Origin of the sequence: Vibrio sp. N418 (genome assembly GCF_000222565.1) — a bacterium.
GTDB lineage: Bacteria > Pseudomonadota > Gammaproteobacteria > Enterobacterales > Vibrionaceae > Vibrio > Vibrio scophthalmi.
Genome location: NZ_AFWD01000016.1, coordinates 115,805 through 131,778, shown reverse-complemented (window position 1 = coordinate 131,778; position 15,974 = coordinate 115,805). Strand labels below are relative to the sequence as shown.

Genomic DNA, 15,974 nt, shown 5'->3' with positions numbered 1-15,974 from the left:
CTTATTATGTTGCGGCCTTCACCGACTCAGATATCCCTTCAGCTTAACTCGGAATAGCAACACGGTGGAAGAGTCGATAAAGCACTGGAACCACAATCAACGTGAGCACGGTTGCAAAACCCAAACCAAACATAATCGTTACCGCCATCGGCTTGAAAAAAATGTCCGGCAACAATGGCACCATGCCCAAAATGGTCGTGATGGCCGCCATACATACCGGGCGAACACGGCTTAACGCCGCGTCAACAACCGCAATATAGGCCTCTTTGCCTGATTGGATCTCAATGTTGATTTGATCTAATAGCACAATACCGTTTTTCAGCACCATGCCAGATAAGCTCAAGAAACCAAGTAATGCCATAAAACCAAACGGTGTATTGAGTGCCAGCAGACCAACCGTCACCCCTATTATCGCTAACGGTACCGTACACCACACAATCAGAGGTTCCTTAACCGTGTTAAACAAAAACACCGTAATCAAGAACATAAATAAGTAACCCATCGGCATAGTTGTAAATAGTGATGCTTGAGCTTCACCTGAAGATTCATATTCTCCGCCCCATTCAAGGCTGTAACCCGGTGGTAATTCAATCGCTTCAATCAATGGCTGAATTCGTTTTTGCAGTGTCGCGGCGGTTTCTTCACCCAGCAAGTCAGGATCGGCCATAATGGTCAGCATACGTTTACGATTCTTACGCACAATGATGGGATCCTCCCAACGCAAATCATAGCCTAAGGTGACTTGCTGCAGTGGAATGTATTCACTCAGCGCAGGACTCCAAATTTTCATCCCTTCGATATTGCGAATGTCGACCCGCTCATCTTCTGGTAATCGTGCAACAATCGGCATCAAGGTCGTACCATCACGATAAATACCAACAGATTTACCGGAGAAAGACATCGCCAGAAAATCATCCACATCGGATTTGGTGATGCCGTAACGTCGCGCTTGGCTTTCGTTAAACAACGGCTCTAAGATCTTGGTTCTTTCACGCCAGTCGTGGCGAATATTGGTCGCACCAGCATCCGCGCGCATGATCTCTTCCACTTTCGCACCAATTGAGCGTAATACCGTTGGATCGGAACCGATAATGCGGGCTTCGATTTTTGCTCCACCACCAGGGCCAAGTTCAATTTGCTTTAGCTTGTAATTTACTTCTGGGAAACCATTCTCTAAGTGTTCTCGGAACTGACTCATCAAGTCAGCGAGGACTTCATAGTTCTCCACTCGCGTGGTTATTTCACCATAAGCGGCATAGCTTTTTTCCGGAGCATAAGTCAGCATAAAACGTTGTAAGCCCTTGCCGGCTGTCGTGGTAACGTGACTCACCCCCTCTTGGTTAACCAACCACTCTTCCATCGCTTTTAGCTTGCTATTGGTGGCGCGAATATCCGTCCCCTCGGGCAACCAAACATCCGTTTGGAATATCGGTGTTGTTGAAGAAGGAAAGAAGGATTGCTTGACATGAGTAAAGCCATAAATGCTACCCGCTAGACCCATTAATAAAACTACAATGGTGAGCCAAGCTCGTTTCATACAGAACTCTAAAAAGTTCTTATAAACGACAAAAATGACCCCGTTGTACGGGTCACTCTCTTCATCGCCTTGCGGCGTTTTCATACCTCTAAAGAACAAATCAGCAAAAAATGGCGTTAAGGAAATGGCGGTGAACCAACTCAACATCAAAGAGATCAATAACACCGTAAATAAAGTGCCGCAATATTCACCCGTTGAGTCTTCCGAGAGGCCTATTGGGGCAAACGCTGTCACCGCAATCACTGTTGCGCCGAGCAATGGCCACTTGGTTTGCGTGACAATATCGGTTGCAGCTTGTAGCCTTGTTCTCCCTCGCTGGGTACCAATTAAGATCCCTTCCACCACCACGATGGCATTATCCACCAGCATCCCAAGCGCAATCACTAATGCACCTAAAGAAATACGTTGTAAATCGATTTGGAAATACTTCATAAAAATGAAGGTCCCCAGAACCGTCAGCAATAAGATCAAACCAATCAGCAAACCTGATCGCAGCCCCATAAAGAACAACAGCACAATGATCACAATCGCAACGGCTTGTCCCAAACTCACCACAAAGCCTTGTACCGATTTATCAACTTCTTTAGGTTGGCTATAGATTTCAGAAATCCCCACCCCGACCGGTTGTTGATACTTCAGCTCCGCCAGTCTGCGATCAAACCGCTCGCCAACTTCGACGACGTTGACACCTTGAGCAAAAGAGACCCCAACATTGAGCGCTAATCGACCATTAAACGTAATAATATTGCTCGGAACTTCAATATACCCGCGGGTGATATCCGCGACATCGCGTAAATAAATCAACCCTTGCGCACCACTTTCGGTAATGATCAAATCGCCGAGTTGGTCGACATTTTCAAACTCGCCAGTAGGATGAATACGGATATACTCATCGCTGATCCGCACCGCTCCCGCTGAAGAAACGATGTTTTGTGTTGAGAGCAAGTCAAATACGGTATTGGGCGCGAGACCAAGACTGCTCAAACGTTTCATCGATATTTCAATAAAGACTTGTTCTTGCTGCTCGCCTGAGACTGAGACCTTGCTGACACCATCAATCAATTCCAGCTCACGCCGCAAATAGTCAACATAGTCCAACAGTTCTTTATAGCTATATCCTTCACCAGTGACCGCGAGCAAAATACCGTACACATCGCCAAAGTCATCAATCACTTGAGGATCATTCACCCCCGGAGGTAATGTCCCTTTTAGATCGTTAACTTTGCGACGTAATTCATCCCAAATTTGTGGCAGATCATCTGGCCCGTAGTTATTTTTCATCGTCACGGTAATTTGTGATAAACCGCGACTCGAGATGGAGTTAATTTCATCAACATACGTCAGTTGTTGAATTGCTTTCTCTAGCGGGTAGGTCACCTCTTCTTCCACTTGCTGCGGTGTTGCCCCTGGATAAGAGGTCACCACCATGGCGTCTTTGATGGTGAAAGCTGGATCTTCTAAGCGGCCTAAACCGAAAAATGAAGCCACGCCACCAATTAAGAAAATTAGCGCAATCATCCAGCTGATCACACGATTTCGAATAAAGTAAGCCGCTACACCTGTGATTTCACTATCATCTTGCGGTGTGTTTGAGGTATTACTCATTATCAGCCTCCTTGCTAATGACCTCGACTTTCATACCATCTCGAAGCTTCGCTACGCCTGCTACCACCACTCTTTGCTTAGCTTGCAATCCAGCCAGCACTTGAATCGTTTTCTTACTCGCTTTTCCTACCGTTATTTTTTGCTTGGTCACCGTACTGTCATCGTTTAACACCCAGACGAACTTGTTACTTGGTGCCAAATCATCACCATCAGCGTTAAAGATCGCCTCAATCGGAATTTGAACTCCACGCTTTAAGTCCAAGCCAACTTGTTCACTCCTAGAGGTCACTTCAACGGCCATGCCATCCAAGATATATTCATCTTCGGGCATTGGCAGTGAAAGCGTAACATTGAATGTGCCTGTCTTTGGATCTGGCTCAGTGGTGAATTCTTTGATGGTGGCGTGATATTCTTTACCACTTTGTACTTTGACGATGGCGTCTATACGCGCCAAATTATCTTGCTGTGGCTGATTAACATAGATGCGGTCTGGTAGTTGAATCAAAACCTCCACATCATCAATACTGTGAATATTGACGATTTGCTGCCCCACTTGCACATTTTCAAACTGATCGACTGACACGCGTGATATGATGCCATCCACTGGAGCTTTTAATTGTGTAAAGGACAAACGTAGCTGTGCTAGTTGCAATTCAGCCCACGCAATTTGGCGCTGTGCAGCAATTTCATCAAATTGTGACTTAGCCAGCAGCCCCTTATCAACTAATGGCTTTGAGCGACGATACTGGCTGTTGATTACCGAATAGCGCGCAGAGGCATTATCCACATCAAGTTGAAAATCGGTCGGTTCAAGTTGGGCAATCATCGCGCCTTGCTCAACTTTGTCGCCTTCTTTTACGTAGAGCTTGTTGATTTCACCAGAGACACGAAAACTCAAATGAGAGCGCTCGGCGGCATTTGCCACAGCGGGAAAATAGAGACTGTCTCCTTGAGAGGCGCTATCAATCGTGACCACCGTAACCTTAGGCAAACCAAAATCGGCGTACTCCACGTTTTCCCCACAGCCAACCATGCCAAGTACGACGGTTATTGTGGATAAAATCACTGTAGTTTTCATTTTATAATCCCCGTTCTTTCACCCACTCACGTACTTTGATGCCCGCTTGAATACCACTAACGCCGGAAATCACAATTTGATCGCCATCTTCTAACCCCGAAACAACTTGTTGACGATCATTAAGTTCTACCGAGACTTTCTCAACAATCCCATCGGCTTTTACACGCCATACACAGGTATTGCCGTTCTCTTGAAATAATGCAGACGCGGGAATACGAGTTGCCGTCGAAGAAGCGGCAACCACCTGAACCGCCCCTGACATACCGGGTAAAATGCCAACATTAGCCGGGCGCTCCATCACCATGGTGACTTTATATGAACCCGTTTTAGGATCAGCCTCAGTATCTATTTCTTGAAACGTAAGCGGGTACTGACTATCAGGAAACGCATCAAATATCATATTTGCTTCAGGATCGGCACCGCTTGAAAAACGGTTGAGGAGATGATCAGGCAGTTGGAAGAAGACCTTGATCAATTGATTGGTTTGAATATTCATGACCCCTTGTTTCGCAGCAATGTACTCGTAGTTTTCACCGGGGATCAGTGAGATAGTGCCATGATAAGGCGCTATTAACTGGGTGTATCTGAGGTTCGCTTTCGCTTGATCTAAAGTGGCACGCGCGGAGTTGCGATTGGCTTTGGCTTGATCAAAATCTTGTTCGGAGACCACTTTATTCTGACGCAACTTTCTGTAGCGCTGATACTGCACATCGGCTAAACGAAACTGCGCTTGAGCTTGCTGAGCAAGCAATTCATATTCATCTGGATTTAGTGAAGCAAGTACATCACCTTTTGCCACCGCCTGGCCTGCAACCACATCAATCATTTGCAGTTGCCCGGGTACCCTAAATGCCAATACCGCCCTATCGCCCGCTTCTGACGTAGCAGGAAAAGTACGCACAAAGGCCGAATTACCGACGGTAACAGAGAAGAGTTTTGCAGGACGCGAGTCGGGTTCAGGAACGGGGGGGAGATCTTTACCGCAGCCATAAAGCATGATAGCCATGGCGAGTAGAAGACAGGTCTTGTGCATAATCAATCATCCCTAATGCTGGCTAACAAATTGCTGGCAAACAAAGCCTTAAACCAAAGATAGATGACCGTTGCATACTCTGCCACTTTGCGTGGCACTTTCCCATGGATGATTCATTAATAAAATGAACAGTTTGAGAGGTGATGAACACCCCTCAACGCTGTCAATCACTTGCGCTATAACCGTTTTCTGTGGTGATTATAACTTGCTAAACTCTCGGTTAACTTTAAACGTATCAGACGTCACGTAGGCTTCTATACCACGCACTTTACCTTCCAACTGTTCAAAGTCTTTCTCCAGTGTGTTAAGTAGCTGCTCCGGAGATTGACCTGCTTGCCACGGTTTATTTTTCAGCTTGTGCTCTTGCTGATTCTTCAAGCTCTCAACATAATTATCAGGCTGCTTTTCCAGCATAAAGCTAAGCGCGACATAGGCCAATAGCACTAAGAAAGAGCCTCCCAGCAAAGCGGCTGAAATGAATAAAATCCTCACCAACCATACTTCTGCACCGATGTAGTGAGCAAGACCGGCACACACACCGCTCAATTTACCATTACGCGTGTCGCGATAAAGTTCTTTACTCATAACGGCGCCTCCACGTTGGCGACTCCGCATCTAAAATGCGTTCAAGAGTGTCGACGCGTTTTTGCATCGATTCCGCACGCTCTGACAACTTTTCTAAACGCTGGTAATCTTCTTGCGATAAACCACTGCTGGTTTTTCGCTTACTGCGATAATGGAGAATCAGCCATATTGGAGCCACAAAGATCATAAAAACGACCAGTGGTAATGCGATCCAAAACGAAGACATAAGTCACTCCTAAATTAATCATTTAGGCAGGCTGTTAACCTGCCATCTAGTTCTTATCCGTCTAGCAAACTAGCAAATGTGCTGATTACTTTTTCTCTTCCATTTGCTGCTTAAGTTTCGCCAGCTCTTGTTCGATTTCGTCTTGCGCTTGCAGTTCTGCAAACTCTTGATCAAGCGATTTACCTTGGCCTGTTTTCGCGTAAATATCCGCTTCGGCTTCTAACTCATCGATTTTACGAGAATATTGATCAAACTTTGCCATCGCCTCATGAGTACGAGCGGTATGCAAATGACGCTGAACATCACGGCGGTTTGAAGCCGTTTGACTGCGAATAGCCAACGCTTGTTGCTTAGCGCGTGTTTCGGTAATTTTACTTTCTAGTTTACCGATTTCGCCCGTCAATTTATTAATGGTCTCTTCCACCAGCGTTTGCTCTGTGTGCAAACCTTTCAAAACGTCTTGCAGTTTTTGCTTTTCAATCAATGCAGCACGAGCCAAGTCGTCGCGTTGTTTTGTCAGTGCCAACGTGGCTTTTTGTTGCCAATCTTGCACTTGATCATCAATCGCTTCCACTTTGCGTGCTAACTCTTTCTTATCCGCAATCGCTTTAGCAGAATTAGTACGAACCTCAACTAACGTGTCTTCCATTTCTTGAATGATGAGGCGGATCATTTTTTCTGGATCTTCCGCTTTGTCTAAAAGCGAACTGATGTTTGAATTTACGATGTCGGCAAAACGAGAGAAAATACCCATGAATGACTCCTTATCAATGTTCATATCTACATAGCTTACTTACCATTACCTATATCAAATCGCATGCCAACTTTAATTAAAAGCAAAAACAAATACTTACAAAAACTCGTCGTAAACAAGACTTGTATGCATGACAATTTTAACCAACTATAGGTAAAATTTACCAACCGGCTTACTGACTCTTAAACTGGACAGGTAAATCCATTGATTACCCCACTACGCTAGCTTTAGGTGAACTATGAATCAGAACCTCATCGGCGAGTCCCCTGCTTTTCTCGCTGTCCTTGATAAAGTATCAAAACTTGCCGCAATTGAGCGTCCTGTTCTTATCATTGGTGAACGAGGCACCGGCAAAGAATTAATTGCCCAACGCCTGCACTACCTATCAAAACGTTGGGATCAGCCTTTAATCTCACTCAACTGTTCAACACTGAGCGAAGGTTTAATTGATTCGGAACTGTTTGGCCACGAGTCCGGATCATTTACAGGATCTAAAGGCCGCCATAAAGGTCGCTTTGAGAGAGCCGAAAATGGCACTCTATTTCTTGATGAATTAGCCACTGCACCTTTGTTAGTGCAAGAGAAGCTGTTGCGCGTAATTGAATATGGTCAATATGAACGTGTTGGCGGCCATGAATTACGCAATGCGAATGTACGGTTGGTGTGTGCCACCAACGCTGATCTACCGGCGATGGCCGCTCAAGGTAGCTTCCGTCCGGATTTACTTGATCGCCTCGCGTTTGATGTCATCCACCTACCTTCACTACGTGAACGTCAGGAAGACATTTTGTTGTTGGCACAGTATTACGCCATCAAGATGTGCCGTGAACTCGGTTTCGACTATTTTGTTGGGTTTAGTGAACAGGCACAACAGAGTCTACTCAACTACTCTTGGCCGGGAAATGTTCGCGAACTTAAGAACGTCGTTGAACGCGCGATTTATCAACATGGCGAATCCGAGTTTATGATTGACACATTAGTGTTTGATCCCTTTCAGCGACCAACTGAAATCGAAACCAATAAAGAGGCTGACACGCAAACGAACGACACCGCAGCCCCAATCGGTTTTCAATTTCCTCTCGATTACAAATCATGGCAAGAGCAGCAAGATCAACAGCTACTCAATGCCGCACTTGAACAAAGCAAATTCAATCAACGCAAGGCAGCCGAACTATTAGGCCTTAGCTACCATCAATTACGTGGCATGGTAAGAAAGTACGACCTAACACGCGAAGATTAGCTGCCAAACATCGATTAGACAGGAGTTCCATCGAGGGGGCTTCTATATTGACGGTATCGGTATAAACTAATAACAGTCGAGTTAATTGATCAAATCAGGTTGAAAAACCGTTTGTCATCAACAATTAGTAGTCAATGGAGTCTTGAATCGGGCATAATGGGGAGTTCCGTTGTGCTTTAAAAGCCAAAATTATATGAAAGCATTCATACAACTGACCCTGAGCTTTGTCGCCGCTGGCTTATTAGCCGGATGTGGGGAAGAAATCAGTCACGAAAAAATACGCCAAAACGGTTTTGTGTTTTGTGGTCAAGCCGGCCCAACCACATTTAACCCACAATTGGTGGACAGTGGCATTACGTCAGAAACATTAAGCTCTCAGCTTTTCGATACCTTATTAACACTTGATGCTAACACTTACCAACCGGTCGCAAGTTTGGCTGAAAGTTGGCAAGTAAACGAAGAAGGCACCGAGTACATATTCACGCTTAAGCCGAATGTCGCGTTTCAAACGACTTCGTGGTTCACGCCTTCGCACACTTTAACCGCTGATGATGTCGTGTTTAGCTTTGAGCGTATTATCGATACCAACCATCCGTTCCATTATGTTGGCGGTGGGCTTTACCCTTGGTTTACCGGTATTGATTTGCAAAATTTGTTAGTCGATGTCCAAGCTCTGGACGAGTTAACGGTTAAATTTACCCTTGCACGCCCTAATAATACCTTCCTATCAAATATTGCGACCAGTCATGCGGTCATCCACTCAAAAGAGTATGCCAATCAATTACTATTGAGTGACGAGCTTTCAATGATTGATAGCCATCCGGTAGGCACAGGGCCTTTCTATCTGGATGATTACCAGATCAATGATTTGGTCCGCCTAAAACGCCACTCGCAATACTGGGCGGGGCAAGCAAAAATGCAACAAGTGGTGTTCGATATTTCTCATCGCGGTACAGGGACACTAGCCAAATTGCTGCGCAATGAATGCGATGTGCTTACCGCCCCTCGTTCCAGCCAAATTCCAACTATCGAAAATCACGATGCGATAACGCTTACCGCTGATCCCGCCATGAACATTTCGTTTATTGCCGTCAATACAGCGCATAAAGCGCTGAGTGATTCACGTGTACGTAAGGCACTCAACTACGCGATCAATCGCCAAAATATCTTAGATTCGGTTTATTACGGCACTGGTAGCCAAGCGTATTCGGTATTACCACCAAGTTCGTGGGCTTATAACGGCGACAGCATTCAAGTGCGTTATGATCGCAATTATGCTATTGCGCTGTTACATGACGCAGGCTACAGCAAAGGATTGACCTTAAATATGTCAGTACCTCTGGAGCCACGTTCATACAACCCAAGCCCACGTAAAACGGCCGAGTTAATTCAAGCGAACTTGGCTGAAATTGGCATAACATTGAACCTGTTTATGGATGATCGTCTCGACCGTTCTGAAGTGAAAAACATCGACGATATGGACCTATATCTAACGGGTTGGATTGCTAACACCGGCGATCCTGATAACTTTTTACGTCCATTGCTCTCTTGCGACTCAAAGCGAGCAGGCTTAAACGTCGCCAGTTGGTGTGACCCCGATTTCGACTTCTTGCTCGATCTCGCACTGGAAGTTGATAAGCCGCGCTATCGCCTTAACTTGTACAAGCAAGCGCAAAATATTTTGAATGAAGAGTTTCCGGTGATTCCATTGAACCATGGCATGCAATTCCAAGCTCATGATAATTCGTTGACCGGCTTTAAAGCGAGTCCATTTCACGCTCAGCCTTTTGATAGTATTGAGAGGATAAAATAGATGTTGATCTATACCATCCGCCGACTAAATCTATTTTTCATCACCTTACTGATCTTAACGATTATCGGTTATAGCCTATTACGTCTCGATCCAACCTCGCCGTGGGCTCTGCAAGAGTACTGGAGTGGCTGGGCGACCTACCTTGGTGAACTTTCACACCTTAACTTTGGCGTCAACAAAGCCGGCGTGCCGATCATTGATGAACTTCGCGCTGTTTTTCCGGCGACACTTGAGCTGTGCATCATCGCCTTTACCATCTCACTTCTGGTCGGTATTCCTATTGGTACGATCGCCGGGATGAAACAGGGTAAGTGGCTAGATACGGTGATTTCATTTACCTCTATGTCAGGATCTTCTGCACCGCTGTTTTGGGTTGCGTTAATGATGATCATGATATTCTCGCTCAACTATCAAATCTTTCCCGTTGCAGGCCGTTATGACTTGCTCTACCAAATTGATCACATTACGGGTTTTGCTCTCATTGATGCCTTCCTAACGGAAGGGCCTTACCGTGCTCATGCGCTGCAAAGCGTCATTGACCATCTGATCTTACCGTGTTTGGTGCTGGCGCTCGCCCCAACCACGCAAGTTATCGGCTTGATGCGTACCTCAGTGGCAGAAGTGATGAGCAAAAACTACATTCGCGTGGCGAGAATTAAAGGTTTAGCGAATCACGAAATCGTCACCCAGCATGTACTGCGAAACGCGATTCCACCGATTATTCCCAAAATTGGCGTGCAGTTAGCCAGTATGTTGACTCTTACGATCATCACCGAATCGATCTTTAACTGGCCGGGCATTGGTCGCTGGCTACTTGATGCATTGTCAAACCAAGATTATGTCGCGATACAAGCAGGGGTAATCGTGGTGGCCACCTTGGTATTAACGGCCAACATTTTGTCAGACTTGATCGGTGCGATGATCAATCCGTTAATTAGGAAGGAATGGTATGCTAACCGATAATATCTATCAAGAAGAGCGCATTCCGACTCAGTTCGAGCGTTTTTGGCGGAGCTACAAAGCCAATAGTTTGGCTATGTTTGGCCTTTGGTGCTTAATTCTTATAGTCTTAATCACACTACTTTCGCCATGGCTCGCACCTCACGATCCACAAGCGCAAACCAGTGAACTGCTTCTTCCCCCTTCTTGGAGCCCAGCAGGCACCGTAGAGTACTTTCTTGGCACTGATGATTTGGGCCGAGATATCCTCTCGCGTCTGATTGCCGGAACTCAACTGACCTTTGGCGCCGCAGTATTGATTACCGCAATCGCCGCGGCGATTGGTTGCGCTATCGGTATTTTGGCAGGCATGACCAAAGGGTTACTCTCAAGTACCCTGAACCACTTACTCGATACTGTCATGTCGATTCCGTCATTGCTGCTAGCAATTATTTTCGTTGCCTTCTTAGGCTTTGGTGAGTTCAACATTTTATTAGCGATCTGCCTTGCGCTGATCCCTCGTTTCATTCGTTCGGTCTACATCGCCGTGCATAACGAAGTCGAAAAAGATTACGTGATGGCTGCCCGTCTTGATGGGGCGAATGACTTCTACTTATTGTGGAACTCAATCTTGCCAAACGTATTAGTCGTGATTGCTAGCGAAGCGACTCTTGCTTTGTCGATTGCGATTCTCGACATCACTGCACTTGGCTTTCTCGGCCTTGGCGCACAAGCACCGAGCGTTGAATGGGGCGCGATGCTAGGTGATTCTGTCGAATTGATCTATTTAGCGCCCTGGACCGTGACACTACCCGGACTGGCTATCATGTTTACTGTCGTGATGGTCAACTTAGTCGGTGAAGGTGTACGCCAAGCTCTTAACGCGGGAATCGAATAATGCCGTTATTAGATATTCGACACTTAACCATTGAAATTGAAACGCCACAAGGATTGGTGAAAGCGGTTGATCGCATGAGTTTGACCATGAACGAAGGTGAAATTCGTGGTCTAGTAGGTGAATCAGGCTCAGGAAAAAGCTTGGTCGCCAAAGCGATCGTCGGCGTATGTAAAGATAACTGGAAAGTCACTGCCGACCGAATGCGTTTAGGTAACATCGACCTATTGCAATTGACTCCGCGCGAGAGACGCCGCGTCATAGCGCGCGATATTGCAATGATTTTCCAAGAACCATCGACTTGTTTAGACCCTTCTGAAGAAGTGGGCAAACAGTTATTAGAATCGATCCCTCATCGCGCGTTTGAAGGCAAATGGTGGCAACGACTGACTTGGCGTAAAAAACAAGCCATCGCTTTGCTGCACAAAGTTGGCATCAAAGATCACAAACAGATCATGAGCAGCTATCCGTATGAACTGACCGACGGTGAATGCCAAAAAGTCATGATTGCGATGGCAATCGCCGCTAAGCCTAAACTGCTGATTGCTGATGAACCCACTAACGACTTAGACCCGATCACTCAGTCGCAGATTCTGCGTCTGTTAAGTCGTATGAATCAGGTGCATAACACCAGTATCATGCTAATCGGTCACGACTTAACGACCATCACTCAATGGGCGACACGCATTACCGTCATGTACTGCGGCCAGTCAGTTGAGTCGGCAGATACCGACAAAATTCTCGTCCAACCCAAGCATCCATACACGGTTGCACTACTAAAAGCGATGCCGGACTTTGCTGAATGGATCCCACATAAAGAGAAGTTGCAGTCGTTGCCGGGCAGTATTCCACCGCTGCAACATCTGCCGATTGGTTGTCGATTAGGCCCTCGTTGCCCGTACGCTCAGCGTCAATGCGTCGAGAACCCAACGGCTAAACGGGTTAAAAACCATAAATATGCGTGTCACTTCCCGCTTAATATGGAGAAGAAATCATGAGTGCTCTGTTAGAAGTGACGGGCTTGTCGAAAACCTTTAAGACTCGTTCTGGCTTGTTTGGTCGTAAAGAGCAGCACGCGGTTAAACCGGTTAACTTCACACTAGAAGCTGGACAGACGATTGGCTTTATTGGTCAAAATGGTTCTGGTAAATCAACCCTAGCTCGCATGCTTGCCGGTATGGTTGAACCAACGTCAGGTGAAATTCGCGTTAACGGCGATTTGTTGGAGCATAAAGATTACTCTACGCGCTGTAAGCTGATCCGTATGATCTTCCAAGACCCAAATACCTCGTTGAATCCACGGATTCAAATTGGTCGCATCCTTGAAGGTCCATTGAAACGAAATACCAGCATGCCACAGGAAGCGCGTATTAAACGCGTTAAAGATACTTTACTGCGCGTTGGCCTGCTGCCTGAACATGCCTATTTTTACCCACAAATGCTAGCGACAGGTCAAAAGCAGCGTGTCTGTCTCGCGCGAGCGCTTATCCTGCAACCCTCCATTATCGTCGCCGATGAAGCGCTCAACGGTCTCGATATGGCGATGCGTTCGCAGATCATTAACCTGTTCCTCGAACTGCAAGAAGAGATGGGCGTTTCATTTGTCTATGTATCGCAGCATATCGGTATTGTGAAGCACATTACCGATAAGGTGATGGTGATGCACCAAGGTGAAGTCGTTGAAGCAGGTGATACTCAACAGGTACTTAGTTGCCCAGAGCATCCGATTACTCAGCGATTGATTGAAAGCCACTTTAATAAAGCACCTTGCTTTAAATAAAGAGTGACCAAGCGCTAGCAACTCACCTAAAAACAAAAAACACCGTATTACAGACGAAAAAAAACCATCCACTCGGATGGTTTTTTTATTTCTACGCTGTCATTCAGTGACGACAGGGTCGATAGCTTACACTAGCTCAGTTTGTAGCCAAGGCCAGCCTTGTTTCTTACGGCTTAGCGTGTTTTCCATCATTAGCATGCCTTCAACTTCATGTTTTAGAAGTTTTTCAGACCACTCACCTTTATGTAGCAGACGAGTTTGTGCTGTTGTGATGTCAGTAAGCATTACTGCTGCAAATGCTAGGTTTTCTTCGATACAACGACGCTCTAGATCGGCTTCTAATGCTTCGATCATCTCTGCAACTTGCTCTAGCGTTGCTAGCTCAACTTGACCTACAACAACATCACGACCGTTGAAAGGGTAACCTTTCAGATCTTTCTCTACTAGCTCAGCAGCCGATAGACCTTCGATGTTCGTTTTTGCGATCAATAGATCTTTGATGAATGCGTCAACATCTTGTACGTCTGCGATTTGAGCAAGTTCTGCAACTGCATCTTTATCTTTTTGCGTACAAGTTGGTGATGTAAAGCCAACGGTGTCAGATAGGATTGCTGACATCATTAGTTTAGCGATTTGAGGTTTGATTTCGTGACCTTCAATCTTGAACATGTTGAACAGTACTGTGTTAGTACAGCCTACAGGCCAGATCCAAGCTTCCATTGGGTTTACGGTCATCACGTCACCTAGACGGTGGTGATCGACAATACCAAGAATTTCAGCGTCAGCCACATCGTCTGGAGCTTGTGCAAGATCTGAGTAATCTACTAGCCAAATTTGTTCGCCAGCAACGCTTGTACGTAGCTCTGGTGAAACGGCACCCGCTACATCTAAGATGTGTTGAGTTTCGCGGTTGATTTCGCCTTGGCGAATTGGCATCGCTTCAACGCCACGTGCTGTCAGTAGCTCAGTCGCTACGATTGCACTACAGATACTATCACTATCAGGGTTCTTGTGACCTACAACTAAAATCATTGCTCTTCCTATTAAGTCTTATTTCGTACCTCCACGTTTTGCATCGTGGTTTTCACGCTTTTAGTGTGATTTAGGCACTTTACTTACGAAAGTCGATACTTTACCTGATTTTTATCATTTGTCATCGCTTTCAGCGGATGGCAATCAAAAAGAAGCTTCAATATAAACATTTTGTTGCAAATAATTCTCATTTGCATATATTAAGAATGAGAATCATTTTTATTGAGCGCCTTATATGAATCCTATCTCTATTTCATCGCTACCTAACTGGCTGTCGTTAGGACAATTTAAATTAGCTTACAAACGTCTAATATTACCGGTCATTCTTATCGCATTGGTCGCGACGGATATCACCCGTAATGTAACCGTAAACACGCTTTCTGATGCCTTCTGGGCCGTCTCCAGTTACGTCGCCTTCACTTTAGCCATTTACCACTACGCTTCTTTATTTATGAATAAAGAAAGTAAGCTCATTTCGCTCTACAACAAGTCTCGCAGTCATCAAGTTGCGTTTGCAGCCCTTCTTGGCGCACTGCCTGGATGTGGCGGTGCGATCATTGTTACGACGCAATTCGTCAGTGGCCGTGTCGGGTTCGGCGCCATCGTGGCGGTACTAACCGCGACCATGGGTGACGCAGCCTTTTTATTGCTCGCCAGCAAACCCGATGTGGGATTAGCCGTCGTCGCCATGGGTGTCGTCGTTGGCTGTTTATCTGGTTGGGCGGTCAATGCTATTCATAAAGATGATTTTCTAAGACCAGAATTAAAAGAAGCTTTTCAAGCTAGAGCATGCAAAGCGAATTCAGCGCCAACGCAATTGGAAGAAAAGGCCATCAACCTGCAAGGTACGTTTTGGAAATGGCTGATTGTGCCGGCAACTATCATCGCAGGTTTAGGCTCGTTCCAAGTGGATATCAATCAATTATTGCACCTACCTGAAATGAGCATTGAATGGATTGGTACGGTACTGATCATCGTCAGTATGCTGTTGTGGGCGATGACCAAAGAAATTGAAGACTATGAGTCAACCGTATCTGAAGATAAAAAATGCGTCTCTTCACATCCTTTGCAAAAAGCGGCGCAAGATACCAACTTTGTGACGGCATGGGTGATTGTTGCTTTTATGGCGTTTGAGCTGACCACCTATTTTGGTCATATTGATTTACCAAGCATATTTTCTGGCTGGGGCGCCTATATGCCTCTTATGGGACTCGCCGTAGGCTTGTTGCCCGGTTGTGGCCCACAAATTTTAGTCACCAGTTTATATATCTCTGGCGCAGCACCACTCTCGGCACAATTAGCCAATTCGATATCGAATGATGGCGATGCGCTCTTCCCTGCCATTGCTCTTGCCCCTAAGGCTGCACTGGTTGCAACATTTTACTCAGCCATTCCAGCCTTAATCGTCGGCTATGGTTTCTATTTTCTGTTTGAGATGTAATAAAAAACCCCAGTTG

General features: G+C 45.8%; 14 protein-coding genes. 7 read left to right on the top strand and 7 right to left on the bottom strand.

Annotated features, from left to right (window positions below; translation table 11 throughout):
* Nucleotides 1-43 precede the first annotated feature (43 nt).
* The 6 genes from RH86_RS02910 to pspA all read right to left on the bottom strand — a co-directional run bounded on the left by RH86_RS02910 (nt 44) and on the right by pspA (nt 6,818).
* Entirely contained in the window at nt 44-3,142 is a 3,099-nt protein-coding gene (locus RH86_RS02910) for an efflux RND transporter permease subunit (protein ID WP_009384877.1), read from the bottom strand.
* The gene (locus tag RH86_RS02905; RefSeq protein ID WP_009384876.1) at nt 3,135-4,220 is read right to left on the bottom strand and encodes an efflux RND transporter periplasmic adaptor subunit; all 1,086 of its coding nucleotides are present in this window, start codon (nt 4,218-4,220) and stop codon (nt 3,135-3,137) included. The genes RH86_RS02910 and RH86_RS02905 overlap by 8 nt, the downstream gene beginning before the upstream one ends.
* A 1-nt stretch (nt 4,221) precedes the next feature.
* Nucleotides 4,222-5,253 (bottom strand): efflux RND transporter periplasmic adaptor subunit, encoded by a 1,032-nt coding sequence (locus tag RH86_RS02900; protein WP_009384875.1) that lies wholly within the window; start codon nt 5,251-5,253, stop codon nt 4,222-4,224.
* Between the two features lie 198 nt (nt 5,254-5,451).
* Nucleotides 5,452-5,868: an envelope stress response membrane protein PspC gene (pspC, locus tag RH86_RS02895; protein ID WP_174269675.1), complete on the bottom strand. Its 417-nt coding sequence runs from the start codon at nt 5,866-5,868 to the stop codon at nt 5,452-5,454.
* On the bottom strand, nt 5,831-6,064 hold the full coding sequence (gene pspB, locus RH86_RS02890) for an envelope stress response membrane protein PspB (protein WP_005599608.1): 234 nt from the start codon (nt 6,062-6,064) through the stop codon (nt 5,831-5,833). Before pspB ends, pspC begins: the two co-directional genes overlap by 38 nt.
* Before the next feature lie 85 nt (nt 6,065-6,149).
* A complete protein-coding gene (pspA, locus tag RH86_RS02885) occupies nt 6,150-6,818 on the bottom strand; it encodes a phage shock protein PspA (protein WP_009384874.1) in 669 nt (222 codons plus the stop codon).
* A gap of 238 nt (nt 6,819-7,056) precedes the next feature.
* Here pspA and pspF point away from each other — a divergent pair, with 238 nt between their 5' ends.
* The 6 genes from pspF (at nt 7,057) to RH86_RS02855 (ending at nt 13,485) form a co-directional block, all read left to right on the top strand.
* Nucleotides 7,057-8,058, top strand: coding sequence for a phage shock protein operon transcriptional activator (gene pspF / locus RH86_RS02880; protein ID WP_009384873.1), 1,002 nt, complete (start codon nt 7,057-7,059; stop codon nt 8,056-8,058).
* A 193-nt stretch (nt 8,059-8,251) separates the two neighbouring features.
* Nucleotides 8,252-9,871, top strand: coding sequence for an ABC transporter substrate-binding protein (locus RH86_RS02875; RefSeq protein ID WP_009384872.1), 1,620 nt, complete (start codon nt 8,252-8,254; stop codon nt 9,869-9,871).
* Nucleotides 9,872-10,834, top strand: coding sequence for an ABC transporter permease (locus RH86_RS02870; RefSeq protein ID WP_009384871.1), 963 nt, complete (start codon nt 9,872-9,874; stop codon nt 10,832-10,834).
* Nucleotides 10,821-11,708, top strand: coding sequence for a putrescine export ABC transporter permease SapC (sapC, locus tag RH86_RS02865; RefSeq protein ID WP_005599599.1), 888 nt, complete (start codon nt 10,821-10,823; stop codon nt 11,706-11,708). The genes RH86_RS02870 and sapC overlap by 14 nt, the downstream gene beginning before the upstream one ends.
* Nucleotides 11,708-12,703, top strand: coding sequence for an oligopeptide/dipeptide ABC transporter ATP-binding protein (locus tag RH86_RS02860; RefSeq protein WP_009384870.1), 996 nt, complete (start codon nt 11,708-11,710; stop codon nt 12,701-12,703). Before sapC ends, RH86_RS02860 begins: the two co-directional genes overlap by 1 nt.
* Nucleotides 12,700-13,485 carry an ATP-binding cassette domain-containing protein gene (locus tag RH86_RS02855; RefSeq protein WP_005599595.1) on the top strand — a complete coding sequence of 262 codons (786 nt, stop codon included), beginning with the start codon at nt 12,700-12,702 and terminating at the stop codon, nt 13,483-13,485. Before RH86_RS02860 ends, RH86_RS02855 begins: the two co-directional genes overlap by 4 nt.
* A 126-nt stretch (nt 13,486-13,611) precedes the next feature.
* Here RH86_RS02855 and RH86_RS02850 read toward each other — a convergent pair whose 3' ends face one another.
* Nucleotides 13,612-14,517 (bottom strand): manganese-dependent inorganic pyrophosphatase, encoded by a 906-nt coding sequence (locus tag RH86_RS02850; protein WP_009384869.1) that lies wholly within the window; start codon nt 14,515-14,517, stop codon nt 13,612-13,614.
* Between the two features lie 235 nt (nt 14,518-14,752).
* On the opposite strand from RH86_RS02850, the gene RH86_RS02845 reads away from it, so the two are divergent.
* Complete coding sequence (locus RH86_RS02845; RefSeq protein WP_009384868.1) at nt 14,753-15,958, top strand: putative manganese transporter; 1,206 nt, start codon at nt 14,753-14,755, stop codon at nt 15,956-15,958.
* The last annotated feature ends 16 nt before the right edge of the window (nt 15,959-15,974 follow it).